The sequence below is a fragment of the Vibrio sp. QJM3NY_27 genome, assembly GCF_057785955.1.
In genome coordinates, this window is record NZ_CM173512.1 from 1,716,214 (window position 1) to 1,741,929 (window position 25,716).

General features: G+C 43.3%; 21 protein-coding genes. 6 read left to right on the forward strand and 15 right to left on the reverse strand.

Annotation, left to right across the window (positions count from 1 at the left end):
• Positions 1 to 265: 265 nt before the first annotated feature.
• From AC3CIA_RS23220 to gcvP, 3 genes are all read left to right on the forward strand, one after another.
• The gene (locus tag AC3CIA_RS23220; protein ID WP_171310553.1) at positions 266 to 1,558 is read left to right on the forward strand and encodes a serine hydroxymethyltransferase; all 1,293 of its coding nucleotides are present in this window, start codon (positions 266 to 268) and stop codon (positions 1,556 to 1,558) included.
• 51 nt (positions 1,559 to 1,609) lie between these two features.
• Positions 1,610 to 1,990, forward strand: coding sequence for a glycine cleavage system protein GcvH (gcvH, locus tag AC3CIA_RS23225; RefSeq protein ID WP_004730871.1), 381 nt, complete (start codon positions 1,610 to 1,612; stop codon positions 1,988 to 1,990).
• Between the two features lie 88 nt (positions 1,991 to 2,078).
• Entirely contained in the window at positions 2,079 to 4,958 is a 2,880-nt protein-coding gene (gene gcvP / locus AC3CIA_RS23230; RefSeq protein WP_372267277.1) for an aminomethyl-transferring glycine dehydrogenase, read from the forward strand.
• A 342-nt stretch (positions 4,959 to 5,300) separates the two neighbouring features.
• Here the strand turns inward: gcvP and AC3CIA_RS23235 are convergent, their stop codons facing one another.
• Together AC3CIA_RS23235 and AC3CIA_RS23240 are read right to left on the reverse strand one after the other, a co-directional pair.
• Positions 5,301 to 5,735 (reverse strand): hypothetical protein, encoded by a 435-nt coding sequence (locus AC3CIA_RS23235; RefSeq protein ID WP_488519165.1) that lies wholly within the window; start codon positions 5,733 to 5,735, stop codon positions 5,301 to 5,303.
• A gap of 19 nt (positions 5,736 to 5,754) precedes the next feature.
• Entirely contained in the window at positions 5,755 to 6,750 is a 996-nt protein-coding gene (locus AC3CIA_RS23240; RefSeq protein WP_488519166.1) for a DUF4062 domain-containing protein, read from the reverse strand.
• A 397-nt stretch (positions 6,751 to 7,147) separates the two neighbouring features.
• Between AC3CIA_RS23240 and AC3CIA_RS23245 the strand changes: the two genes are divergently transcribed.
• The gene (locus AC3CIA_RS23245) at positions 7,148 to 8,530 is read left to right on the forward strand and encodes an MATE family efflux transporter (protein WP_488519167.1); all 1,383 of its coding nucleotides are present in this window, start codon (positions 7,148 to 7,150) and stop codon (positions 8,528 to 8,530) included.
• A 97-nt stretch (positions 8,531 to 8,627) separates the two neighbouring features.
• On the opposite strand, the gene AC3CIA_RS23250 is transcribed toward AC3CIA_RS23245, so the two are convergent.
• From AC3CIA_RS23250 to AC3CIA_RS23260, 3 genes are all read right to left on the reverse strand, one after another.
• Positions 8,628 to 9,194 carry a type II secretion system protein gene (locus AC3CIA_RS23250; RefSeq protein ID WP_135457799.1) on the reverse strand — a complete coding sequence of 189 codons (567 nt, stop codon included), beginning with the start codon at positions 9,192 to 9,194 and terminating at the stop codon, positions 8,628 to 8,630.
• Positions 9,195 to 9,556: 362 nt separating this feature from the next.
• Positions 9,557 to 11,083 (reverse strand): methyl-accepting chemotaxis protein, encoded by a 1,527-nt coding sequence (locus AC3CIA_RS23255; protein WP_171308049.1) that lies wholly within the window; start codon positions 11,081 to 11,083, stop codon positions 9,557 to 9,559.
• 426 nt (positions 11,084 to 11,509) lie between these two features.
• The gene (locus AC3CIA_RS23260; protein WP_488519168.1) at positions 11,510 to 12,394 is read right to left on the reverse strand and encodes a LysR family transcriptional regulator; all 885 of its coding nucleotides are present in this window, start codon (positions 12,392 to 12,394) and stop codon (positions 11,510 to 11,512) included.
• A 153-nt stretch (positions 12,395 to 12,547) separates the two neighbouring features.
• Here AC3CIA_RS23260 and AC3CIA_RS23265 point away from each other — a divergent pair, with 153 nt between their 5' ends.
• On the forward strand, positions 12,548 to 13,153 hold the full coding sequence (locus tag AC3CIA_RS23265) for a short chain dehydrogenase (RefSeq protein WP_054546927.1): 606 nt from the start codon (positions 12,548 to 12,550) through the stop codon (positions 13,151 to 13,153).
• Between the two features lie 143 nt (positions 13,154 to 13,296).
• Here the strand turns inward: AC3CIA_RS23265 and AC3CIA_RS23270 are convergent, their stop codons facing one another.
• The 9 genes from AC3CIA_RS23270 to dsdA all read right to left on the reverse strand — a co-directional run bounded on the left by AC3CIA_RS23270 (position 13,297) and on the right by dsdA (position 23,508).
• Positions 13,297 to 13,923 carry a LysE family translocator gene (locus tag AC3CIA_RS23270; RefSeq protein WP_488519169.1) on the reverse strand — a complete coding sequence of 209 codons (627 nt, stop codon included), beginning with the start codon at positions 13,921 to 13,923 and terminating at the stop codon, positions 13,297 to 13,299.
• Between the two features lie 306 nt (positions 13,924 to 14,229).
• Positions 14,230 to 15,090 carry a delta-class carbonic anhydrase gene (locus AC3CIA_RS23275; protein WP_488519170.1) on the reverse strand — a complete coding sequence of 287 codons (861 nt, stop codon included), beginning with the start codon at positions 15,088 to 15,090 and terminating at the stop codon, positions 14,230 to 14,232.
• 382 nt (positions 15,091 to 15,472) lie between these two features.
• The gene (locus AC3CIA_RS23280; protein WP_488519171.1) at positions 15,473 to 15,997 is read right to left on the reverse strand and encodes a hypothetical protein; all 525 of its coding nucleotides are present in this window, start codon (positions 15,995 to 15,997) and stop codon (positions 15,473 to 15,475) included.
• A gap of 142 nt (positions 15,998 to 16,139) precedes the next feature.
• Positions 16,140 to 16,517, reverse strand: a complete 378-nt coding sequence (locus AC3CIA_RS23285; RefSeq protein WP_065206061.1) for a VOC family protein — start codon at positions 16,515 to 16,517, stop codon at positions 16,140 to 16,142.
• Between the two features lie 200 nt (positions 16,518 to 16,717).
• Positions 16,718 to 18,742, reverse strand: coding sequence for a M4 family metallopeptidase (locus AC3CIA_RS23290; RefSeq protein ID WP_488519172.1), 2,025 nt, complete (start codon positions 18,740 to 18,742; stop codon positions 16,718 to 16,720).
• 458 nt (positions 18,743 to 19,200) lie between these two features.
• On the reverse strand, positions 19,201 to 19,569 hold the full coding sequence (locus tag AC3CIA_RS23295; protein WP_488519173.1) for a YbbD-related protein: 369 nt from the start codon (positions 19,567 to 19,569) through the stop codon (positions 19,201 to 19,203).
• Between the two features lie 218 nt (positions 19,570 to 19,787).
• On the reverse strand, positions 19,788 to 20,870 hold the full coding sequence (gene trpS, locus AC3CIA_RS23300; protein ID WP_488519174.1) for a tryptophan--tRNA ligase: 1,083 nt from the start codon (positions 20,868 to 20,870) through the stop codon (positions 19,788 to 19,790).
• A 251-nt stretch (positions 20,871 to 21,121) separates the two neighbouring features.
• On the reverse strand, positions 21,122 to 21,922 hold the full coding sequence (locus AC3CIA_RS23305; RefSeq protein WP_488519175.1) for a hypothetical protein: 801 nt from the start codon (positions 21,920 to 21,922) through the stop codon (positions 21,122 to 21,124).
• 254 nt (positions 21,923 to 22,176) lie between these two features.
• On the reverse strand, positions 22,177 to 23,508 hold the full coding sequence (gene dsdA, locus AC3CIA_RS23310; protein ID WP_488519176.1) for a D-serine ammonia-lyase: 1,332 nt from the start codon (positions 23,506 to 23,508) through the stop codon (positions 22,177 to 22,179).
• A gap of 133 nt (positions 23,509 to 23,641) precedes the next feature.
• Here dsdA and AC3CIA_RS23315 point away from each other — a divergent pair, with 133 nt between their 5' ends.
• Positions 23,642 to 24,835 (forward strand): MFS transporter, encoded by a 1,194-nt coding sequence (locus AC3CIA_RS23315; RefSeq protein ID WP_054541138.1) that lies wholly within the window; start codon positions 23,642 to 23,644, stop codon positions 24,833 to 24,835.
• A gap of 14 nt (positions 24,836 to 24,849) precedes the next feature.
• On the opposite strand, the gene AC3CIA_RS23320 is transcribed toward AC3CIA_RS23315, so the two are convergent.
• The gene (locus AC3CIA_RS23320) at positions 24,850 to 25,662 is read right to left on the reverse strand and encodes a helix-turn-helix transcriptional regulator (protein WP_171307843.1); all 813 of its coding nucleotides are present in this window, start codon (positions 25,660 to 25,662) and stop codon (positions 24,850 to 24,852) included.
• Between the last annotated feature and the right edge of the window lie 54 nt (positions 25,663 to 25,716).

Sequence of the window (25,716 nt, forward strand, 5' to 3'; positions counted from 1 at the left end):
TTGTTAGATGAAGAGATGCTACTTCAGCTTGCAGCAAATGATAGATTTAACATTTGTAAGAGCTGTTTTTTACCCGAACTTTTTGGGAAACAATTCGTGCTGCATTGACCCTACAACGATCGCTTAGACGCTGTAAGAGTATATTTATAACGCAATTCACGTTTATCTATACCTATATAGCGCAAACGATACCGATGCAGAAATCAACGTAAGACCTAATGGACTATAAAAATAATCACCATTAGCTTAATGAAAGGTCTCGACAATGAACGCTTACCAAAACCATAGCTTAGACAGTTTTTTCACTACGAACCTATCTGGTACTGACGACGCAGTATTTGCTGGCATCCAAGCAGAGAACACTCGTCAAAATGAACAAATCGAACTTATTGCTTCTGAGAACATCGTTTCTAAAGCAGTAATGCAAGCTCAAGGCACTTGCCTAACAAACAAATACGCAGAAGGCTACCCAGGCCGCCGTTACTACGGTGGTTGTGAACATGTAGATACAGTTGAAGCGATTGCGATTGAACGTGCGAAGCAACTATTCAAATGCGAATACGTAAACGTACAGCCTCACTCAGGCGCTCAAGCAAACGGTGCAGTTAAACTTGCTCTGCTTCAACCTGGCGACACTATTTTGGGTATGTCTCTTGACGCTGGTGGTCACCTTACACACGGTGCACGCCCTGCAATGTCTGGTAAATGGTTCAATGCCGTTCAATATGGCGTAGACCGCGATACACTAGAAATCGATTACGAAGCAGTTCGTACTTTAGCTATCGAAAGCCAACCTAAAATGATTATTGCTGGTGGTAGTGCTATCCCACGCGTTATTGATTTCGCTAAGTTCCGTGAAATCGCAGACGAAGTTGGCGCTATCCTAATGGTCGATATGGCACACATCGCGGGTCTTATCGCGACAGGTGCTCACCCTAGCCCACTACCACACGCACACGTTGTTACAACAACAACGCACAAAACACTTCGTGGCCCACGCGGCGGTATGATTCTGACTAACCACGAAGACATCAACAAAAAGATCAACTCTGCAGTGTTCCCAGGCCTTCAAGGCGGCCCACTAATGCACGTTATCGCAGCTAAAGCAGTGGCGTTTGGCGAAGCTCTTGGCCCAGAATTTAATACTTATATTGATTCAGTGATCGATAACGCAAAAGTTCTTGCTGAAGTGTTGCAAACTCGCGGTTGTGACATTGTGACTGGCGGAACAGACACGCACCTAATGTTGGTTGACCTTCGTCCTAAGGGCTTGAAAGGTAACGTAACTGAAGAAGCATTAGAGCGTGCAGGGATCACATGTAACAAAAATGGCATACCATTCGACACAGAGAAGCCTATGATTACTTCGGGTATTCGTTTAGGTACGCCAGCTGGAACCAGTCGTGGTTTTGGCACTGAAGAATTCAAACTTATCGGTGAATGGATCGGCGATGTACTTGATGGCTTAGTTGAAAGCCCTGAAGGCAACGCTGAAGTTGAGCAACGTGTTCGCAAGCAAGTTAAAGAGCTTTGCAAACGCTTCCCTCTTTATCGTTAAACCGTTTTTAAGATTTAAATTAAAACCTCATAAATTTTTGGAGAATAAGCAATGGACAATACACTAAAGTTTGCAGACAGCCACGAGTGGGTAAAAGACAACGGTGACGGTACTGTAACAATCGGTATTTCTGAGCACGCTCAAGAGATGCTAGGTGACGTTGTGTTTGTTGACCTGCCTGACACTGGAGACGAAATCGAAGCTGGCGAAAGCTTCTCTCTCGTTGAATCAGTGAAAGCAGCTTCTGATATCTACGCACCAATCTCTGGCGAAATCGTAGAAATCAACGAAGAATTAGAAGATAGCCCAGAGTTGATTAACGAAGAATCTTATGAAGGTGGTTGGATTGTTAAAGTGAAGATGTCTGATGCGTCTGAACTAAACAACCTTAAAGATGCGGAAGAATACCTAAGCTCTATCGAAGAAGACTAATAGGTTCCTCATTACGATAAAGCTGCTCTTTAGAGCAGCTTAATTTTAGGGGCTAGCTCACGGCTCCAAAGAGAAAGTAGAACATATCATGACTGAATTACTTCAAAGCCAATTACTAAAAGACTTGGGTACTCAAAACGAGTTTGTTGCTCGTCATAACGGCCCTAATAAAGCAGACCAGCAAAAAATGCTTGATGCGATCAACGCGACTAGCTTAGACGCTCTGATCGACGAAACGGTTCCTGCACAAATCCGTCTTGAAAAACCAATGACACTTGCTGCGCCACTGAGCGAAATGGACATGCTGACCTCTCTTAAAGAGATCGCTAACCTAAACCAAGTGAAACGTACTTTCATTGGCCAAGGCTACTACAACACATTCACTCCAAACGTTATTCTACGTAACGTTTTAGAGAACCCAGGCTGGTACACAGCTTACACACCATACCAACCAGAGATTTCTCAAGGTCGTCTTGAAGCTCTACTCAATTACCAACAAATGGTAATGGACCTAACCGGTATGGAAATCGCGAACGCATCCCTTCTTGATGAAGCGACAGCGGCTGGCGAAGCAATGACACTGTGTAAGCGTGCTGGTAAAAGCAAGAGCAAAGTATTCTTCGTTGCTGACGATGTTCACCCTCAAACACTAGAAGTTGTTAAAACTCGTGCTGAGTACATCGGTTTTGAAGTAATGGTTGGCGCTCTTGAAACACTTCCAGAGCAAGACGTATTTGGTGCGCTTCTTCAATACCCGAGTACAACGGGTGAAGTTCGCGACTTAACAGACATCATTGCTAAAGCTCAAGCTAATAAGACTCTTGTAACAGTTGCTACTGATCTACTTGCTTCTGCTCTACTTAAGCCTGCAGGTGAAATGGGCGCAGACGTAGTAATCGGTTCAGCGCAACGTTTCGGCGTTCCTATGGGTTACGGTGGTCCACACGCTGCATTCATGGGTACTCGTGAAAAGCATAAGCGTACAATGCCAGGTCGTGTAATCGGTGTATCTATCGATACTCACGGTAACCAAGCGCTACGTATGGCAATGCAGACTCGTGAGCAACACATCCGCCGCGAGAAAGCGACATCGAACATCTGTACAGCTCAAGCACTTCTAGCAAACATGGCGTCTTTCTACGCGGTTTACCACGGTGCAGAAGGCCTACGTACTATTGCTCGTCGTACACACCACATGACAGCTATCCTAGCGGCTGGCCTGACTAAAGCGGGTTACGAGCTAACGAACAACAGCTTCTTTGATACTATTACGCTGAACACAGAAGACAAGACAGATGCACTGTACGCGAAAGCGCAAGCAGCAGACATCAACCTTCGTCGACTTGTTGGTAAGATCGGTATCAGCTTAGATGAAACAACAACGATCGACGACGTGAACGCATTGTTCGCAATCTTCGACGTGAAAGAAGACGTTCAAGCACTATCTTCTGACATTGCATCAAACGAGTTTGCAGCAATTCCAGAAAACTGCCGTCGTGAATCAGAGTTCCTAACTCACCCAGTATTCAATACGCACCACAGCGAAACGCAAATGATGCGTTACCTAAAACAGCTAGAGAACAAAGACTTCTCACTAACGCACGGCATGATCCCTCTGGGTAGCTGTACGATGAAGCTGAACGCTGCTGCTGAGATGATTCCAGTAACATGGCCTGAATTTGGTTCGATTCACCCATTCGCACCTCTAGAGCAAGCGGCTGGTTACACGGCACTAGCAAAAGATCTTAAAGAGAAGCTATGTGAAATCACTGGTTACGACGATTTCTCACTACAGCCTAACTCTGGTGCATCTGGTGAATACGCAGGTCTAATCGCGATTCAACGTTACCACGCAAGCCGCGGTGAAGCTCACCGTAACGTTTGTCTGATTCCAAGCTCTGCGCACGGTACTAACCCTGCAACAGCATCTATGGTTTCAATGAAGGTAGTGGTTGTTAAGTGTGATGAAGATGGCAACATCGACATGACAGACCTAGCAGCGAAAATCGAGAAGCACAAAGAAAACTTATCAAGCATCATGATCACTTACCCTTCTACGCACGGCGTATACGAAGAGCAAGTGAAAGAAGTGTGTGAACAAGTACACGCAGCGGGCGGTCAGGTTTACCTAGACGGCGCGAACATGAACGCTCAAGTAGGTCTAACTTCACCTGGCTTCATCGGTTCAGACGTATCTCACTTGAACCTACACAAAACATTCTGTATCCCACACGGTGGTGGCGGTCCGGGTATGGGTCCTATCGGCGTTAAATCGCACCTAGCACCTTTCCTACCGGGTCACATCGAAAACGGTGTACAAGGTTCAGATTACGCGGTATCAGCTGCAGATCTAGGTAGTGCTTCAATCCTGCCTATCTCTTGGGCTTACATCGCGATGATGGGCGAACCAGGCCTAACAGACGCAACGAAAGTAGCGATTCTGAACGCGAACTACGTGATGGAGAAACTACGTCCTCACTACCCTGTTCTTTACCGTGGCACTAACGGCCGCGTAGCACACGAATGTATTATCGATATTCGTCCGCTTAAAGAAGACACAGGCATCAGCGAAGAAGATATTGCTAAGCGTCTAATGGACTTCGGTTTCCACGCGCCTACGATGTCTTTCCCAGTAGCTGGCACATTAATGGTAGAACCAACTGAATCAGAAGATTTAGAAGAGCTAGACCGTTTCTGTGAAGCGATGATAGCAATTCGTCACGAAATGGCAGCAGTGAAAGCGGGTGAATGGCCACTAGACAACAACCCTCTAGTGAACGCACCACACACACAAGTTGACATTTCAGGCGCAGAATGGGATCGCCCTTACTCTCGCGAACTGGCTTGCTTCCCATCGAAAGCAACGAAGAACTCGAAGTACTGGCCAACAGTTAACCGTGTAGACAACGTATACGGCGACCGTAACCTAATCTGTTCTTGCCCAAGCATCGATAACTACGAAGACTAATTCGTAGCGGCGCTAAGCAACGAAACATAACAAAAGGCGAACCAAACGGTTCGCCTTTTTGTTTTCTGAAATTCAAGGTCAACAAATGCATTGACCTTACCGTAAGGGAAAGGTTTAAGGTTGATTGAAACCAACAATAAATTAGGAATCAATTATGGGATGTTGCAACAAAGCGCCAAAAGGTGGAGCCCCTCTTGGCTTGCTTCTAAAAGTCACGCTCGGGATTGGGATTTTTGTGTTTCTGCTGGCTTTATGGCAATAAGAGGTAGGTTTGAAGCTAAGAAGTGATGATTAAGTAAGGGTTAGATAGCGCCAAATTGATATTGGCGCCATAGTCGTTTGTTAACTAGCTGGGGCTAGAGATTTCCCTTGTATTTTTGCCATAAACAATCGAAACGGTAGTAAAGACCATTGGAAAACTGATGACGTCACCAATAGATAAATAGGAAGCCAAATTGACACTATGATCGTATAGCTCACTAAGTAAGCATACCAATCACCTTGAGACCAGTACATATCCGAAGTTCCAATAGAACCGTCACCAATAGCTAAAACTATAAAGATATGAACAAGATACACAGGCAAAAGCATTAGCAAAAAAACCAAAATGCATAAACCGAACTTTACTGAATAAGCAAATACCGAAATAGTCTTACCAGACAAATCCGGTTCTTTTGACTTGTCATAAATACTCCAACTAAAAAAACCACCGATGCCTAACAAAGTCATTAAACCAGAGACAATACTAATAATGTTGGCAAAATCTGAAACTTCCACTTTTACTCCATTTGCGGCGTTATGTATTAGCTTTACGGACGGTTCGTAGTTTGAGCATTAGATCTTTACCTGCTTCTGTAATGCTCCAAAACAACAACATTCCGCCTTTAACAGTTTTAGCGTATTTCACATCTACAAGCCCTAAAGCCATTAGCTGAATTTTTACTGTTTGATAGATTTGATCATCTAAAACGGCTTCATGGTATGAACCAACAACTCGAGAAACTGCATTCTTTTTTACCGTAATTTTTACAGAACCATCATTCGGATTCTCTAGCAAATAAGGTGCAAGGCTTGAGAATATCTCCTCCCACGACATATTCGTTGACCAATTTCTAGTTTGACCTTGCCATTGAGCTGTATAAGTCCCTTTAAATTCAATTTCTTCAGAAAGGTCTGCCAAATTATCAACTGAAACCAAAGGCTGTATTTTTAGCCCTGATAACTCTTGTTTAAGTTCAGAGTTTTCTTTACGTAATGCATTTATTTCTACAAGCGATTCAGAGCTAGTTTGCTTATTAGCTCTTACCCAGCCAACAGCAGGGTAAGTTTTTATTGTCTTAGTTAAACTGAGAGCTACTAATCCAGGCAGTTCATTCGCATGAGTCCAAAATTTCACTAGCCTTCCTGTTGATACTTGGCTTCTAAACTCATTTAACTTGGCCATTAAAGCAGGATCTATGTCAGTTTTAGATACAGCTAAACTGTCAGGTGATTCATGAATAAACGCGATAACTTTTATCCCTTTTTCTACTGCATACTGATATTCCTTTTCAGTGTAGCTAATACCATCATCTGAAAGAGAGCCATAACGGCCACCAATTACTAGCAAGTAATAATCGCAATCATCTATTATCTTCTTGATGAATTCCCACTGTTCTTCATCGGAAGCAGGAAACATTTCCATTCCTGAAGGGATACAGTCCATTTCCATAAGAGTTTGATGAACTTTTTGACGTTCATCTTTTAAATCAGCATATGTTGAACTAACAAAAACCTGATAACGTTTTTCCAAGTGATTCTCCTGTCCTGATGCATAACAGTTCTTAGACAGAAAAATTCTGCATTTAAATACAGAATTTTTCTATCTAGTTCCTTATGCCAGCAATTGTACTAGACTTTGTCTTTCCATAACAATCACTTATACCGTGACCTTAGTAATTAGTGTGGCAAATATAGAATTTACTCGTCTAGTATGATTCCCACTAAATCATTAACTTACGTGCGTTGGCGCTGTGTTTTGACCTTCAAAACCTATCCGAATATCAAAGCTAGTTGAACTCTATAAATCCAATGCTTGACCCTATACGGTAAGGTGTTTATATTGTCGCCCGCCCAACGGGGCACATCCTAAAATGCACACCGGCCATCCTGCCATCATTCGTGTATTTATATTGGTGTTGTGAACTTCCATGCTAACGAAATTTCGTCCTTTTACTCATGAATCGGGTGCGCTTATGCATCTTTCGGTTCCAATCATTTTGACTCAAATAGCGACCCAAGCGATGGGATTTGTCGATACGACAATGGCTGGCCAAGTAAGCCCTGCCGACCTCGCCGCTATTGCACTTGGCACCAGTCTTTGGATTCCTGTATTGCTGTTACTGCGTGGCGTGATCATGGCGTTAACGCCTGTTGTCGCTTATCACCGCGGTTCACGTGACTTTCAAAGTATCTCTGTTGAATTCTTCCAGATGGTTTGGTTGGCATTAATTGCCAGTGTATTACTCATCGCTTATTTGGTGAGTGCTAAACCGATCTTAGAATGGATTGGGGTTGCCGCTGAGATCATCCCTATCGGCAGCGATTATGCGTTTGCCCTAGCCTTCGGTGTGCCGGGTATTGCCCTGTTCTACACTTTGAACGGCTTCTGTGAAGGGATGAACAACACCAAAGTGCCAATGATCATTTCTGTGGTTGGTTTGTTGGTGAATATTCCGGTCAACTACGTGCTTATCTACGGTAAGTTCGGCTTCCCTGAAATGGGCGCTGTGGGTTGTGGCTGGGCGACAAGCTTAGTGTATTGGTTAATGTCGGGAATGCTGTATTCCTACATTAAAGGTCATCACCACTACAAGACCATCATCAAGTTTTCAGATGCGAAGCCAAAAGCAAAAGAGATGCTACACCTTCTAAGATTAGGTTTACCTATCGGGATGAATATCGCGGTGTGTGGCAGCATCTTTGCAGTAATCGCACTGATGATTGGCCGTATTGGTGCAGAGAACGTAGCTGCCGCACAAATTGCACTTAACATCTCGAGCCTAACTTACGTGATTCCAATGAGTATCTCGTTTGGCATTACAATTCGTGTTGGGCATGCACTAGGCGAGAAAGATGAACTAGGCGCAATTGAACGCAGCAAAGTCGGTATCTTGGTTGCAGCGTTGATTTCATTACTTTCAGTAGCGATGTTCCTGCTGTTCCCTGAGTGGATCATTAGGCTTTACACAACCGACCCTACAATAAGCGCTACAGCAGCGGTATTGTTGACCTTTACGGCGATGTACCAATTCAGCGATGCTCTGCAAACCTCTGCTAACGGCGCACTGCGTGGCTATAAAGACACTAAGATCCCGATGATCTTAGCTATCGCTTCATACTGGGGCTTAGCACTACCACTAGGTATGGTGTTGGGCTTAACAGACCATATTGTTCCAGCAATGGGTGAAGAAGGCTTTTGGATTGGTATCCTAACGGGCTTGAGTGTTTCAGCGACGCTGATGCTAATTCGCTTGCGATACGTGATTAAGAAGCGTGACTTGCCACCAGCAAGTGCGGCAATAGCAAACTAAGATTGACCGATAAGCTAATACAAAAAAGCGCGTTACTACCAACCGGTAATAACGCGCTTTTTTATTCGAAGTCTAAAAATCAGTTAAAGGGTTCGGTTTAACAATTGTTGTTAACAATACGAACTGTACACTCACATCCTTCATCAGGACATTGACTACCATTGGTTCGGCCAAAAGAGTCATAAAGAACAAAGCAACCTTGGCGTTGCTCTAGGTCAGCGTCTGTTATATTCGTACTATCTAGTTCTGCTTGAGTAAAGTCATAATCATACCCGACCACAGTGTGTCGATTACCGAGTTCTGAAGTTAAGCTATCATCATCCGACAAAGTTAGGAAGTGGAGCATATTTAACGCATCTCCTGATTCACCTTTACTTTCAGGGCAAAGGGTTCCCCAATCGACTTCAACGCTACCAATGCCAAAATCGATCACATAGTTGCTCTGATCTCCTGGGTTTGTTGCGTCCGGATTAAGCCCAACGATAATGGCCTTAGACGTAACTTGCGTGATTACCCCTTCCATTGCACCTGCAACACCTTCAAGCACCGCTTCTCTCGCTGACTCTTGGATATTAAGAAACCTTGGAGCTGCTGTCACAGCTAAAACACCGAGTATCACGATAACAATGATTAATTCCATTAACGTAAAGCCGTTTTTCTTCATAACACCCACATCAACTGACAACTACAGATACAATTACTGAATGAATTATCAATAACTATACATCGTGATGAGATGCGGAACACCTTCTGTGTCGCGTCAAAGTTGTTGTTTAGTCGATTTTTAGACCTTACGCATGGGAGGATGAAAATTAGCGCCTTGTTGTCGCTGTCTTATTTGATCGCGTTGTTTTGAATGAGCTAAATTGTCACGATATTACACTGCAGGTACATTCTTCATTTCTATTGCGCTCTATCGGAGTATCTGCGTCTGCATATCGCAAAAAAATAGCGCTCATGTATGACATAAGCGCTATTAAATAACTGGAGACTCAACACTTCTCTCAAAGAAATATGTTGGGAAGTCTAGATTTTAAATGAACCAACATAACGATCGAGAACTTGTGACAACTCTGCCAGCTGCTGACTTGATTGCTCTAACTTCTCACTTGCGCTCAAACCGTTTTTGACTGAGCTATTAACCGTATCCATGTTCATATTAATTTCATTCGCTACCGCTGACTGCTGCTCCGTTGCCGTTGCGACTTGCGTATTAATATCAAGAATAGCCAAAACTTGCGTGGAAATTTTTTCCAAAGCTTGGCGAGCCATTTCAGTTTCAGTCGTACCCTCTTCAATTAAGCTCTTACTATTACTCATCGAACTAACAGCGTTCTTAGCTTCGGTTTGAAGTTGGTTGATCATAGTGTCAATTTCATCGGTAGACTGCGCGGTTTTTGTCGCTAGGTTACGAACTTCGTCAGCAACAACCGCAAAGCCTCGGCCAGCCTCACCAGCACGCGCAGCTTCAATTGCAGCATTAAGTGCCAGTAAGTTCGTTTGCTCAGAGATACCTCGAATAACATCAAGAATAGTACCAATGGACTGAGTATTATCAGCAAGGCTCACAATGATGTCAGAAGCACTATTCATTTCGGCTTCAAGGTTCGAAATTGAAGTCGTGGTCTTCTCAATCGTCTTATGACCTTCTTGAGTTTCACTCGCTGCCATGTTTGCCGCGCTTGCAGCACCAGCCGCGCTAGATGCAATTTCATTAACCGTGGCAATCATTTCATTCATAGACGTCACGACCAACATGGTTTGTTCGTTCTGTTCTTGCCCTCTTTGCAATGCTTGCTGCGACTGTTCACGAAGCCCAATAGCGGTCTTATTTAATTCGACCCCCGTATTCACTGTTTGCGTAATTATCTCGTGCACCTTACCAACGAACACATTGAAAGCCGATGAGATTTGAGCAACTTCGTCATTCCCTTTGATAGGCAAACGTACTGATAGATCACCATCGCCTTCAGAAATATCATGCAATGTATTTTTCAATACCAAGAGAGGTTGCATCAGTTTGCTAAGAAGAAGTGATAGAACAACGAGACAAACCACAAAAATGAAAACCATTGAAGCGAGCTGGTAGCTAATAATGCCATTCGTTGCTTGGCTAACCTCTGTGATCGGGATACCGATATCAAAAGTACCGTACAGCTCACCGTTGACGTAGATAGGTGCCATGATGTCAAACACCCACACTTGTTGAACATCAGCGTACCATTTTGAATACTGTTGTACGCCTTTGGTCGCGCCTTTAACGGTATAGCTATCTTCATAAACTTTATTCAGTTTATTTTTATCGCTGTGAGCAATAGCACTTACGTTACTATCGATAACAATGGCATAAGTGACATCAGACCGCTGTTTCAGCTCGCCCACCAGCTTTTGTAAATCTTGAACTGGATTGTCCGAATTCTCTAAGATATACCCAGCATTCCCAGCCAAAAATTCAGCTTGAACTTGAGATTTGTTCAATATTATCTCATCAATTTTTTCGCTTGAAATGAAATAAGTTGACGCCATACTCGCAGCGACGGCAATGCCAAACATAATAAAAACGGCAAATAGGATTGTTTTCTTCATTTAGGTTGTCTCGACGCAAGTTTGTTAAAAGTTCTCTAAAGGTTTCAAAAAGCGAAACCAAAGCTCGCACGTTTTATCTCGTGTTAGAGCTCGCCTCTATTCCTTTATCTGTAAAAAGCCCGATAACTTTAGCCGAAGAATACAAAAAACATATATTGATCACGTTTATGCAACACGTAAAATTCTTCAATAAAGGTCAATTAACTGGAAATCAAGTAGTTGGAGTTCAGGTTAGAAGAAAAAAATGTCGATGAACAAATAAGTGCAAGAACACCAATTAAAGTAGCGGCGGTTCAGGTCGAAATACCTAATCTAACCTAATCTAATCTAATCACATAGACAGCCCAATAAGAGCCTTCTTTAGTTCGCTGCGATACAAAAACACTCTTCCCATTAATCGACTTCTAACAAAGACGTCACCCATTTTTGTAGCGGATCATCGTTATACCTTGGGTGCCATGCGGCTATCACATCAAAACTCTCGGGGGATTGTTCCATTGGAATAGTCACCAAGTTCAGCCCTTCGATTGCCCTTGATGGTAAGAAAGCAATAGAGTCAGTAGTGTTTAAATACATAGGTACGATAGAGAAACACGGTGCAGATACCACCACGTTACGCTTTAACCCAAACTGACCGAACCATTCATCAATCGACCCTTTGAAGTTTGGACGCGATGGTGAAGCAATAATGGTTGGATAGGTCGCCACCTCCTCTAATGAAGGCGTGATTTGTGCTATTGAAGAACGAGGTGATGCAACACACACATGGTGCTCTTCAAACAGCTTGATTACTTTGTAGCTGCTTGGAATGTAGTCTGGAAACGCGATCGCTAAGTTAACTTTGCCGCTTTCCATTAGCTCGTGCAGGTTGTCGATTTCGAAGTCACGCACAATCAGCTTTAACTCTGGTGCTTGTGCCCTTAGCTTTGCAATTAAGCTTGGTAGGATGATCTGCTGAGCATAATCCGTCGCCGCAATCACAAACGTCCCTTTAGCTTTCTCTGGTACGAAATTTGTTCTAGATAACAACAAATTGAAATCGATCAGTAAACGATCAACACCAACAGATAACTCTTGCGCGAAGGTGGTCGGAACAAAGCCGTTGGTTTTTCTAACAAACAGCCTATCGTCGAACACTTCTCGCAGCTTCTTCAAATGCTCACTAACAGCTTGCTGGGTCAGCCCCAATTGATTCGCAGCTTTAGACGCGTTCTCTTCACGGATTAAAGCTTGGAAAACTCTAAGTTGCTTTATGTCTAGTCGGTCTAGTTTGCTCACACGCACTCGCTTCGGTGAAGTTGGATTCCATGTCAGTGTAACACTCAACAAATAAAACCAGTAACACTCACAACTAAGCTTTGTTTCTACTTGTTTGGCTATTTGGTTAAAGTTCTTCCATCGAAACGAAACATATACAGATCGGAGAACAACATGAAAACAATCATTCTAATTGGCGCACGTGGCAAGATGGGTCAAGCAGCATTAATGGGCTTAGGCAATCATAACGTTATCACTGCGGGTCGCTCTGGCGATGTAGACCATATTGTTGACATCACTGACCCACAATCAATTGAGGCGCTTTACAAGAAAGTGGGTCACTTTGATGCGGTTGTGAACACCGTCGGCCTTTGCGAATACAATACCTTTGCAGATATGACTGAAGAACAGTGGATGACTACGGTAATGAGCAAAATGATGGGACAAATTAACCTTGTTCGTATCGGCCAAAAGTACATCGCTGACGGTGGTTCATTTACGCTGATTAGTGGCATATTGAACGTTAAACCAATCCCTTTCGCTATTGCAGACGCAACCACCAGCGGCGCAATTGATACATTCGTAAAGTGTGTCGCTTATGAAATGCCAAGAAACACACGTATCAATGTAATCAACCCAACGGTTCTTGCTGAAGCATGGGATGTTTACGGTGAAATGATGCCAGGCTTTGAACCTGTACCGAGCAAATTAGTCGGTAAAGCCTTCGAGCGTTCTGTCGATGGCTTCATTACCGGTGAAGTGATTTTTGTAGATGCTTAGATTTAGCAAATGAACCGTGTTTATAAGCGCTAGCTTTTTATACGAATAGTTTTTACAAGCATATAGTCCATTTCTCTCTAACAAAAAAGGCGATCCATTCGGTTCGCCTTCTTGTTTAAAGAGTCGTGCTTAAAAAATCGTGTTTATCGATTTATCGCCAAATACGAGCCAGCAGCAATCATTATTCCACCTGCACTTTGATTTAACCTTTTATGTGCGCGTGGCGTTTTAAGTAAACTTGCCATTCTGCCCGCGCCCATTGCAATTAGCATTAAACCAGACATCAGAGCAACAGCCGCTAAAACAGAAACCAAGGCGATGTCTTGTGAGCGCAAAACAGTCAGGTCGACGAAGGTCGGCAAAAATGAAATATAAAAGAGAATCACTTTAGGGTTTGATGCCGAAATCAAAAAGCCTTGCGCAAAACTGGCGAGTTCTGATTTCTGACTTTGTTTGGCTGCAAGTTCCGCTGAGCCTTGCACTTCCGGTAGGCTCTTAAACATCTTGTAGCCTAAGTAAATCAAATAAGCCGCACCAACGTAGCGAATTACCTCAAAAGCAAACGACCAGTTCTCAGCAATCGTCGCTAGACCAAAACAGGCAAGCGCAAGATAGATAAGATCACTGCATATCATCCCCAACGAGAGAGTGATGCACTTTCGCCAACCGTTAACCATGCCTCGAGCTAAAATGGCAAACACGCCAGGCCCCGGAGTAATACCAAATATAAACATGGCAATAAAGAATGTAATCGCACCTTCTAATGACATTGGACTGTCCTTATCTATAACCCAACATAATTGATCATGAACGTATCATGGAGCTTCGATTCGGGTAAAGAACGTTTTTGACTAAGCACGTTTAACACAACTCATGTTTTGAATAAGTGTCACACGTAATTTCCCCACTAAACTTAAACTTAAACTTAAACTTAAGCCTAAGCCTAAGCCTAAGCCTAAGCCTAAGCCTAAAACTGAAACTGAAACTGAAACTAAGCGTTTTTCGTTAAGACACAAAAAAGGCGAACCTAGTGGCTCGCCTTTGAAAAATATTGATTACAAATCAACGTAACAAGATTAGTTCGCTATTGGTGACAACAACTCTGGGTTTACAACTATGTTTCTCACACCATGCGCGTGATCTTCGTTGAAGTCATTGCCTTCACACCAGCTGCCTACCGTCGCAATGTTCACTTTCGCTACTTGCGGTCTCACGCTCCATGTTACTTGAAACGGTGAACCTTGTTCATTATAGCCAGGGCCAGTTGTAGAGCCTGCGTATTGAATCGCAGAACCGGTATCTTGTGGAATGTTCGGGGCTTGGTTTAAACCGTTGACTTTAGAGTGTTTCGCTAATACTTCGAAGTCGAGAGCTTTATCGTCATTAACTAATACATAGACTTGAGTTTCAACACGCAATTGTGGATTGGTAATCGCATCGTTAAAACAAGCGCCCAATGTTTCACCCGGTTCAACTTGCGCCGTTGAATACACGTAATGCACCTCAATAGTATCTCCCGAGTGAAGAGAACCATGATCACTTGTACAAACCTTTTGATCGAATGGATTAAGCTCAGCAGCGCTTAACTTACCTGTGTATTTGAAACCACTTTGGAAGCCCTTTCCATCACCATTGCCAGCGTATTGAGTAAACTCACCCCCTTTATGCTCGGCGTTCTTGTGAAAGTGAATATTACATAAGTTCATTGCTGTTGAATCTGGCGCATCCGAAAACAGGCGGGCGTTAGTTCCCTTTAAAGAGTCCAAATCTCGTGGGGCTTGCGGGCCAAAACCTTTCCCTTGAGTATTTTCAGAAAGGTTCGCTCTTTGTTCGGCGATAACTCCATCTGAAACAGCTTCATGATTCGCGCTAGATGCATTTGCTTGAGCCGATAACATGGCCATCGCAACGCTTAAAAACACACTCTTGTTCTTCATATCTCTTCCCTAGAATATTGATAACTTAATCTAAACATCGAACTTCACAACAAACATATTACTATGCTCCAAAGTGAATATAAGACATTGTCTTAGCAAGATTAGATTTCATTGCTTACTTTTGGGTAAGAGTATTAAAAGCCTTGGTGCATATAACAAGTCGAACACAGTAAATACGACTAGTCCCTTCCAGAACGAGAAAATTCCTACTTTAGTTGACTGTGTTTTGACTTAATCAGATAGAGCTGTGGATATTGAACAACAAACATAATAGCCAACAGAACGATGAGTTAATTAGGCTGCGATATAAAAAAGGCGAACCACTTAGCTCGCCTTCATCGCTTCATTACAAAGTTTAGCTTAGAGCTCGCCCCCAACTTGCTTATCCATGGCCCGTCGCAAATATTCCGAAGGTCAGAATATTCAATGTGTCTGTCACACCCTCTAACGATTTAATGACCTTCTTGGTTGGTTCATTATTTTGCAAGAAATAGTTTCCTATGCCCTTTTCACTATCGTGCCCGTCGGCCGCGTGTTTTGCCGTTATTTGAGAGGTTTCTGTTGATGTAAGCTCTGTCTTAGTGTGTGTATTCGAATCTTCATTTGAGTCAGACGATGTATTTACATCTAAAGTCGTATTTGGTTCTAGGTTCGCTTTGGAATCTGGGAGCACATTAGAATCATCGTTGCCACCAGCCTCATATAAAGGCTCATCACCCGTTTTAGCATTTGCGTTAGTACCAGAGTTTGTTTCTGTACTAATGTCTAGATTGGTCTCTTCCTCTACACTTTTAGACACAGTGTCTTCGTTACTTAATGTCTTATCATCAAGTTGATTGTTGCTCGTTGTAGAACAAGCCGTCAAAAGAAATAGGCTAACGATGAATGTGATTAAATTTCTCAGCATAGGGATTAGAGTTTGAATTAATAAAACATTGTTCGATTGTAATTTATTTGCCTTTCAACATCCAGCATCTATTGGCTCTAAAGGCAGTTGGTGTACTATTAAGTTTCTATTAAACGGTCTGGTATTTTGCTCTCGCCAACATCTAGTAATTGGATATTTCAATCAGGTTCCCATCAGGGTCTCGAACATAGACAGAAACGATTTTACCCGTTGCACCTGTTCGCGGTACTGGTCCCTCTTCTATCACGACTCCTAGCGCTTGGATATGCTCAATAACATCAATCATGGGCGTATTGGTAATAAAGCAGAGATCGGCACTGCCAGCTTGCACGTACTCAGCCTTTGGCTCGAACTCATTACCTCTTTGATGAAGGTTAATCTTTTGATTACCAAACGATAAAGCCAAACGCCCTTCACCGAATTGGATTGGCTTCATACCTAACACGTTTTGATAAAAATCCACCGTCACGGATAAGTCTTGAACGGTTAATACCAAATGGTCTAAATGGCTAATTTCCAATTTAATCATCCTTATCTCGTTGTTACTAAATGTTGAATATTCAATGCTGAATAACGCTAAGTTACATACTCTAATGTTGGGTTTGCTAACACAAGATAAGCGTACACCTTCACTTCTCACTTTGAACCAATAAAGGGAGCACAGACTGCGCTCCCTTCTCATCGGTTTTAGCTAACTTGAATCACTTTAAGTCGTTTTAACTAGTCACAAGTACCTTCAAATACCCAGTACCAATAATTGTTGAACGGGTCGGCTCCCCAGTTATCCGCAGACGCTGAGAATCTATTGCCATAATATTGAATTGCTGTGCCTGCGGGGTAATAGTAATTTGGGTTCCACTCTTGAAGGTTATCGCACAAACCTTGTGGTTCTGGTTGTGGCTCAGGTTGAGGAGCTTCTAGGTCAGCACTCACAGCAACATACGCATCCATCGAAGCTTGAGCCCCAGAAGCCATCACGTAAATGTCGGCACCCGTTACACCATTGAGACCACAATATTCTCGGTTACCTTGATTAGTTGACGCACAATCGTAGTCACTCAGCGTGGCTGGTCGACCGATTGCAACGTACATATCTACTTCACCGTACCCATTATAAGTCTGCACCCATACCTCATCGGCTGGTGTATTTTTTAGAACGAACTGTTGCTGATCCGCGCCGTCACTCAAGATAGGCGTTGGCATATTGATCTCTAGGTCCACAACGTCTGAAGTTGGTAATGGTGGATTAGGCTGACCAGAACCACAGTGTTCTACATCAATGCCTACTTCGTTAAAAGCAATCCTTACCGCAGAGGTTTCATAACCAAGATCTTGGGCCGCTTTGCAGACACCGTCAGCACCTTGTTGGAAGTCCGAGTTAGGCGTCCAATAAAGTTGGTTAGCGGTAGCATAAGCCTCAAAAGCTTTCTTAATTCCCCAGTTATTGCTTGTTGATAAATGGTAAAACGCTTTATTGAAAATGCCTGAACTATGGTGAACATCAATGCCGTTGTAGTACTGGTTGACGTGGTCAATAGACACACCATCTTGGCTTGGTTGAATGAAGTAACGCATTGCATCACTATGTTTCATCACATGTTCGCCCATCTTCCAATTGAAGCTACCGTGCACATATTCACTTAATGCTGCTGCTGCCACATCAGAAAAGGATTCATTCATTCCTCCCGACATTCCACGATATTCTAAGCCTGAGTTTTGTTCGGTAAAGCCGTGGCTTACTTCATGGGCGATCACATCCCATGTTGCTAGCGGATACATCGATTGGTTACCATCGCCAAATGTCATTTGACGACCGTCCCAAAATGCGTTCCCATAATTCGAACCATAGTGAACACGCATCGTGAGCTTTTGTTTAATCGGACGTGTATTTAGCCAATCTTGGTACATGTCGAATACACGTTGGCCAAAATAATGAGCGTCATTCATCGGCGCATACGCACCATTCACTGCGCGATAATTGTTAACGTTCACGCCATTATTATCGCTACAGCTAAACTGATGTATCTGCCCAGAGCTTTGCTGATTGTTCATGTTCAGAGTAACGACGTTCTCGCTGTCCATTTGGCAATACGGGTTAACCTGAAAACCGCCATACTTTGTGTTTGAGCCAAAATAATAACGCCCACTTTTTTCGTTACCGCCAGGACCTTCAGCCTCAAGAAAAGCGATGCCTTCCCACTGTTCCAATAGCTCACCAGATTTAGCATCCACAAGCGTAATCGGCCTTGAAGGAGCCATCCCTTTAGTCTGTAAGAAATCAATTTTATAGATGAGCCGAGCAGACTGCTGATCATCAAGCCAAATAACAAGCTCAGTGTGAGGGTCACGGATAGTAGCCGCGGCAATACCTTTGTGTTGTGACTTCGCAATATCAACCGCCTGTTTAGCATTAATCATGGGCAGTGTTGAACCAATATCTGACTCAATACCGGTTAACACTTGGCCATCAACAGCTTTTTCCACACCTTGCTTAGAAAGATCAACGACCACAGATTGTCCATAAACAGGGATTCCATAATGGAGCTGCTTCTTACGTAAAAGTGTTGTTGTATTGGTGTTTACTCGGCTTATATCTTGATAAGACAGTTGTTCACTGGCTACTGTAAGCCCTTGTTGTGTATTATTAAGTACTTTAGACAAGTCAACCTTCGAATAATCAACAACATTAGCAGCTTGAGAAGTAAACGCTATCGGGAATAGCATTATTAAATGTGCACTACGCATATGTAACCTTTTATAATTATGTTTTACAAATTCACCAACTTGATGAGCGCGTATCTTAACGATAGATATTCCACATATAGAAATAAACCTAGTTGCATACGTGAGCTTAATTCAAAACATAATTACTGGTGCAGGACGAACTGAGACATGCAGTCAAAAAAAGTAAGTTAAATCTGATGGTTAACTGAAGCAATGTATTAAGAAGAACGAGAAAATACGAATTTATCCTCATGTCTTTTATATCCATATACAAAGAACTGAACCCAAAGATTGAACATTATTCGTCGCCTTTTTGGGTTAACGACGACGAAAGTGCAGCGTCGACAAATTCAACGGTTTGAATTCCATGATTACCGTCCGAAGAATAACCATGATGAGTGCTTGCTGGTACTTTGGTGAAACGTGCTATTTATCAACCCATATCAGCAATAAACAGATATAGGTTGGAATTCAGCAACTTAGTCTTCACGCTTGTTTAGTGTGTAGTTAACTACACTGTCTTCTCCCACAATGAACACCCAAACATTTTCGCCGTCTACAAAGTGAAATTCATTGGTCGACTCACTCGACTCCAATTTCGCAATAAACTCGGACAATGCTGGCTCGTTGATGATAAAGCGTCCTTTTGAAGTATTCGCATCCAGATCGTTATTCACTTCAATATTCAAAGTAGATTTAGGCAGAATATCGGTTAACCAACCTCTGTCGAACAATCGCTCTTGTTTGGCTTGCGCATAAGTCGAGTATTCATCGCTGACTACATCTGAACAACCCGACATTAGGGCCAGAATCGAAAATAAGACAGGGAGTAAAACGTTAATTTTCATTTAATTACCATCACTTGAAGATAAGGTTTTGAGGTCGTGCTTTGCCACATAACCTCAAAGATATTCACAAAAGGCATTTTATAAATCAATCGTAATCACCATTCAAATCAATTGACTTTATTTACATCCAAACCAGTCATTGAATACCAAACTCTTGATTACTAAGTCATCGCGCTTTCACTCTCCCGCCGTTTAGCCTGTGACAGGTGCAGCAAATGCTAGATAATATTCAGACCAAAGACGCCTTTTACATCGAACAATACCTTTTGCGTTCTTTCCCTAGAGACTTCGCTACCATTTCGCAAAATATCGATGAGCTGCGCTTTGTCATCCAGCAACTCAGATCTTCTTTCACGAATAGGACGAAGCATCTCTTGTAAGCACTCTTCCAACACTTTCTTAGTTTGTCCATCGCCTAGCCCACCTCTTTGATAATGCTCTTTTAGCTGACTGACATAGTTAACGTCTGTGTGAAAAGCATCAAGATAAGTGAACACGATGTTCCCTTCTACCTTGCCTGGGTCTTCAATTCGTAGATGGTTTGGGTCGGTATACATGGATTTAACGGCAGCTCTGATCTCTTTTTCTGTTGAACCAAGATTAATGGCGTTGCCCATCGATTTAGACATCTTACTTTTACCATCAGCACTAGGGAGACGCGAGGCGTTGCTGAGAAGTGGCCTGCATTCATTCAAGATTGGTTTGCCAGCGAGCGAATTTAACTTTCGCACGATCTCATTGGTTTGTTCTAACATCGGCAGTTGGTCATCACCGACAGGTACTAAAGTCGCGTTGAAAGAGGTGATGTCTGCCGCCTGTGAGATTGGATAAGTGAGGAAGCCTGCTGGAATTGAGCGTCCAAATGCTTTGTTTTGAATCTCGCTTTTGACCGTTGGATTACGTTCCAAACGAGCGATAGAAACAAGATTACTGTAGAACATGGTGAGCTCAGCTAACACCGGCAACTGTGATTGTAAACAAATCGTGGTCTTCGCTGGATCAATTCCAACAGCAAGATAGTCAGCGACTACATTGAGAATGTTAGAAGAAACCTTCGAGGGGTTATGGGCGTTGTCGGTCAGCCCTTGCATGTCGGCGACCAATATCGTTTGGTCGTGAATATGCTGCAAAGAGACTCTTTGTTCGAGAGAGCCGACGTAATGGCCTAAATGCAAAGGCCCAGTTGCTCTATCGCCAGTCAGAATGATTTCAGGCTTGTTGGTATTGTTCTTACTGCCAGCGCTATAGTTGCTGACCGCATGGCTGTTGCTATCAATATGGCTGTTTGAATGGGTTTTCATGAGGTATCTCCAAGTTAGAAAGGCTACTGGAGATAAAAAGAGGCGACATTTTTGATGACATTCTTAGCTACCGTCCAGCAGCTAAAGAATGTGAATATTCCGTGCTGCTCTATTAAGAGCACCACCAAAAGAAAATTGAAGTTGAAGCAGAATTAAATTTCATGGTTAAAACCTATCAACAATACAGACTAGCGACAACTGTTATTTACGCGCACCAAGAAAATAGGTTTTAAGATTAACAGGTTATAAGCTTAATCTTTACCGGAACACAGTTCAGTGATTCGGTTACACATGGCTTGGTTAACTGTGAAGTGGGTGTTGAGGAACGCCAGTTGGGCAAGTGCCGATTCAGCCGTACGCTCGTAACCTTGGGTAAAGGTTGGTAGCAATTGAGCAAACTTAGGAAAGCGCGCTTCTAGTCTTCTATCCGACATAAACTCATCGACGAATTCAGGCTCAGAATGTTCAGTTTGATCCACAAGATCGATCAAACGATCAAGTGCGTAAGATTGAACGAATCGACTGCCCGACAGCTTTTCGCCTCGGTTATAACGAGACATGCCGACATAAAGATTGGTTAGAGCCTCACCAATGATCCACTCTTGGGAGTTAGTGTGTGCCTCCCCTTTTACTGGTGGAACACAACACTGCGTATCAAATTCAGGTTGCTGCCAAACAATGCGCCCTTCAGCAAATGGAATATGCGCTAACTCATGGGATTCAAACACCGCAAATTCGCAAAAGATTCCGTCAGCGTATAAGACTTTATAGCCATCGACGGTGTTTCTCACCGCGTAGTCGATTGGGTGAATATCAGATAGCCAATGCAAGCAGTCTAAGAAATACTGCTTATGCCCCGTTTGTACTATCGCGAAAAAATCGACATCTGAATACTGATCAAGTCGCTCCGTTTCAATACCTACGGAGCCCAATCCCAGTAAAGCATGAGCCTTACCCGATGCTTCCAAAGACTCCCCAATCGCATCTAAACGCTGGAGTAATTTTTCTGGTGTGTTTATGTGTCTTGTCTGCATCACTTTATCCGTTTGCATTGCTAAATCCCTATCAAGTTGAATGCCACTCAACCTAACTGATAGTTATAACACCTAAGAAGCCTAATTTATAAAATATGTGTTTCGGATAACGATCTGCGCAAGTTATTGTTTGAATAACGACTGGATTTAGGAGTAACAAAGAGTGCGTTCAACCGATAAACAACACTCTTCTATCATGACTTATCTTTTTAAATGCTTATATTTGTAACAGCTAAGCATCAACAAACAGCGAGCTTATAAACGCTTTAGGGCTAAACCGACAATTTTTCCAAGTAAGCGGCCATTTCTTCTTTCGGCACCATGCCTCCGCCAGTTGCCCACACAAGATGCGTTGCATTCGCTAGCGTCGACTCATCAATCTCTAGGCGATCAAGATATTCTCTATTCTGCTCAACATGAATCACACCCGGCATGCCCGCAAGTGCTGAAGGCTCTAATTGAATCCCCTCGGCTTGATTCAGTTCACTTAGCAATTGATACATGCGTTCGTCGGTTAATGTGTAGTAACCATCAAGCAAACGTTCCATCGCGCGACCAACAAAACCAGACGCACGACCCACCGCTAAGCCGTCAGCAGCCGTTAGATTGTCGATGCCAAGATCTTGTACTGAAATTTGGTCATGCAAACCGGTATGAACGCCAAGAAGCATACAAGGTGAATGCGTCGGCTCTGCAAAAACGCAGTGCACATGGTCGCCAAATGCCATCTTCAAGCCAAATGCAACACCACCGGGCCCGCCACCTACTCCACATGGCAAGTAGACAAATAATGGGTGTTGTTTATCGACCACTATTTGTTGCTGTTCAAATTGTTGCTTTAGTCGTTGTCCTGCCACTGAGTAACCAAGAAACAAGGTTTGCGAATTTTCATCATCAATAAAGAAACAACGTGGGTCTCGCTCCGCCTCTTTACGCCCTTGTTCTACTGCAACGCCATAATCTTGTTGATACTCGACCACGTTAACACCGTGCTCTCGCAGTTTACTTTTCTTCCAAGCTCTCGCGTCTGCCGACATGTGAACAGAGACCGTAAAGCCCAATTTGGCACTCATGATACCGATCGACATGCCTAGGTTACCCGTTGAACCTACTGCAATGCTGTATTGTTGGAAGAAGTTACGAAACTCAGGTTCGAGCAACTTGCTGTAGTCATCGCTTTCACATAGTAACCCGGCTTCAATCGCAAGCTTCTCGGCATGCGTTAGTACTTCATAAATACCTCCGCGCGCTTTGATTGAACCTGAAATCGGCAAATGGCTGTCTTTCTTCATCATCAAACGCCCTTTTATTGGCTGCTGATAATGAGCTTCTAATGCCAACTTCATTGCAGGGATATCGATAAGCTCAGATTCGATGATGCCATTCGTCACATGAGTTTCAGGAAATGCCTTCGCCAGATAAGGGGCAAACCTTTGTAACCTCAAACTCGCATCATGAATATCTTGTTCGCCCAATCCCACATAAGGTAAACCGCGCTCCAGAGTCGTCACATTTGGGTTAAACCAAACCACTTCTTCCAATGCAATCAATTGTTGAAGCAGTGGGAAATCTGAGATGAGTTTATGGATATTCAATATGGTCATGGATTACCTTTTTTGGTAAAGCGCGCGCGACGCTGGTTCAGTCATTAGTAAACCTATTTAAACGGTATTTGTGTAATCATTCAATGACCTGTAGGCTAGCTTTTCTTCTCATAAGCAAACAGTAGAACAACCTATGAGCGCCTCTCTTCGTAATAGCATTTTCGTCATGTTAGGGATTCTATTCCTAGCACTTAACCTTCGTGGGCCTTTTACGAGCTTGGCTCCTGTGCTTTCTCAGGTTATGGAAGGCCTCAACCTTACGTCGTCGGCTGCTGGCTTCTTAACAGCTTTGCCACTGTTAACTTTTGCCTTATTTTCACCATTAGTCACCAAGATATCTCAACGAATTGGCCTAGAACCTAGTCTGCTCTTAGGCTTAGTTTTGATCACTACGGGTATTACACTGCGCTCTTTTGGAGCAATTCCGACTTTATACATCGGCACAGTAATGATTGGACTTGGTATCGCGATTGGTAATGTGTTGTTGCCCGTAGTAGTGAAAATTAGCTTCCCTACTCGTATTGCGACAGTCACTTCTTTGTACATCTTTACTATGGGCATCGGTTCGACGTTAGGCTCAAGTTTGATGGTGCCGTTTTCAAATCTAACCTTATTCACGGTCACGGGTTGGCAATTAGCACTGTTAATGAACCTAATATTCCCAATATTAGCTTTGATGATCTGGTTGCCTAAAATCAGAAAACGCTCTTCTTCATCGACCAATAACAAGCATCAAGAAAAGCCAATTCCGATGAAGAAGATGATCAAGAGTGGCGTTGCATGGCAAGTGACACTAGCTCTTGGGCTTAACTCATTTACCTTCTATTCTTTGGCAGGCTGGCTTCCACAGATCTTGAACGACCTTGGCTACAGCGAAATCGATGCGGGTTATATCTACGGATTTCTACAATTTTCGACTATGGTTCCGGGATTGCTGTTACTGCCGTTCTTAGGTAAAAGCGATAACCAACAATGGCTCATTACGCTTTGTACTTCGAGTGTATTCATTGGATTAATTGGGCTGCTGTATTTGCCTGAGTTTGCGATCTTTTGGGTGGGACTCTTTGGATTAGCCAACTGCTCTACGTTTATTATCGCGCTCTCTTTTGTTGGCCTGAGAACATCGAATAGCAGCCAAGCCGCATCGCTGTCGGGTATGGCGCAAGGAATTGGTTATGCTTTAGCGGCAACAGGTCCAACGCTGGTGGGTAAGCTTCATGCTCAAACCGATTCTTGGAGCGTTCCCATTCTGCTGATCGCATCTGTTGCATTTGCGTGCACGATTTTCGCGGCATTGGCAGCACGAGACAAAAAAGTGAGCGTTTAGGACGAACAGAATGGTTATGGCGTCGTGACTTTATTACTCGCGACTCTATTGCTGACGACGGTTTTGATGTATTCGCTTGGCGACAAACCAAACTTCCCTTTAAAGCGCTGACTAAAACGCCCCTCCGATTGGTAACCGCAAGACTGAGCCAGCATCGCGACATTCTGCTGCCCGTTTTGCATCAGATAAAGCGCGTGACTCAAGCGAACTTCAGCCAGTACCTCACGATATTGCATGCCTTCAAGTTTCAATTTACGGATAAGCGTGGCGCGGCTCATCGCAAAGCGCTCTGCTACCGACTCTAACGGATGTTTCTCGTCCGGTGAATGTGAAAGGTAGTGGCTGAGTTTCTGGCTAAACGAGACGTTTGAGCTAATAAACAATCGATGCAGTACGCCCTTCTCGGCTAATTGCTGGTATAAGCCCTGCAACCAAAACTGCTGGGTCTCTTTACTCATGCTTTGTCTATCAAAGGAAAACAGAGCATTGAGTGAATCTTGTAAGCTTCGGTCCGCTTGTACTGTAGGCAGCCCCAGATCATTCGAGCGTTCCTCACTTAAATCAAGCATCGCCTGAGAAGGTTGGAATTGAAAGCTGAACACTCGTGATAAGAAGCGTCCTTTGTGAGGCATATTCTCAAAACTTAATGACGCTGATGCCTCACACAACAGCAGCTCAGAATGTGAGAGTTCTGCCGTTGAGTCTTTCCAAAACAGGCGCTTACTGCCTGTAATGATCTGAATAATACTAGGAGATAGAATCCTCACATTACGCAGTTTTTGTAACTGCTCTGCACGAAAGATCGTCACTTGATATTGATGATTCATCTCATCTCCCTTGTTTACTTATTATCAACGACCAGCTTTCGCATCAATAACTGG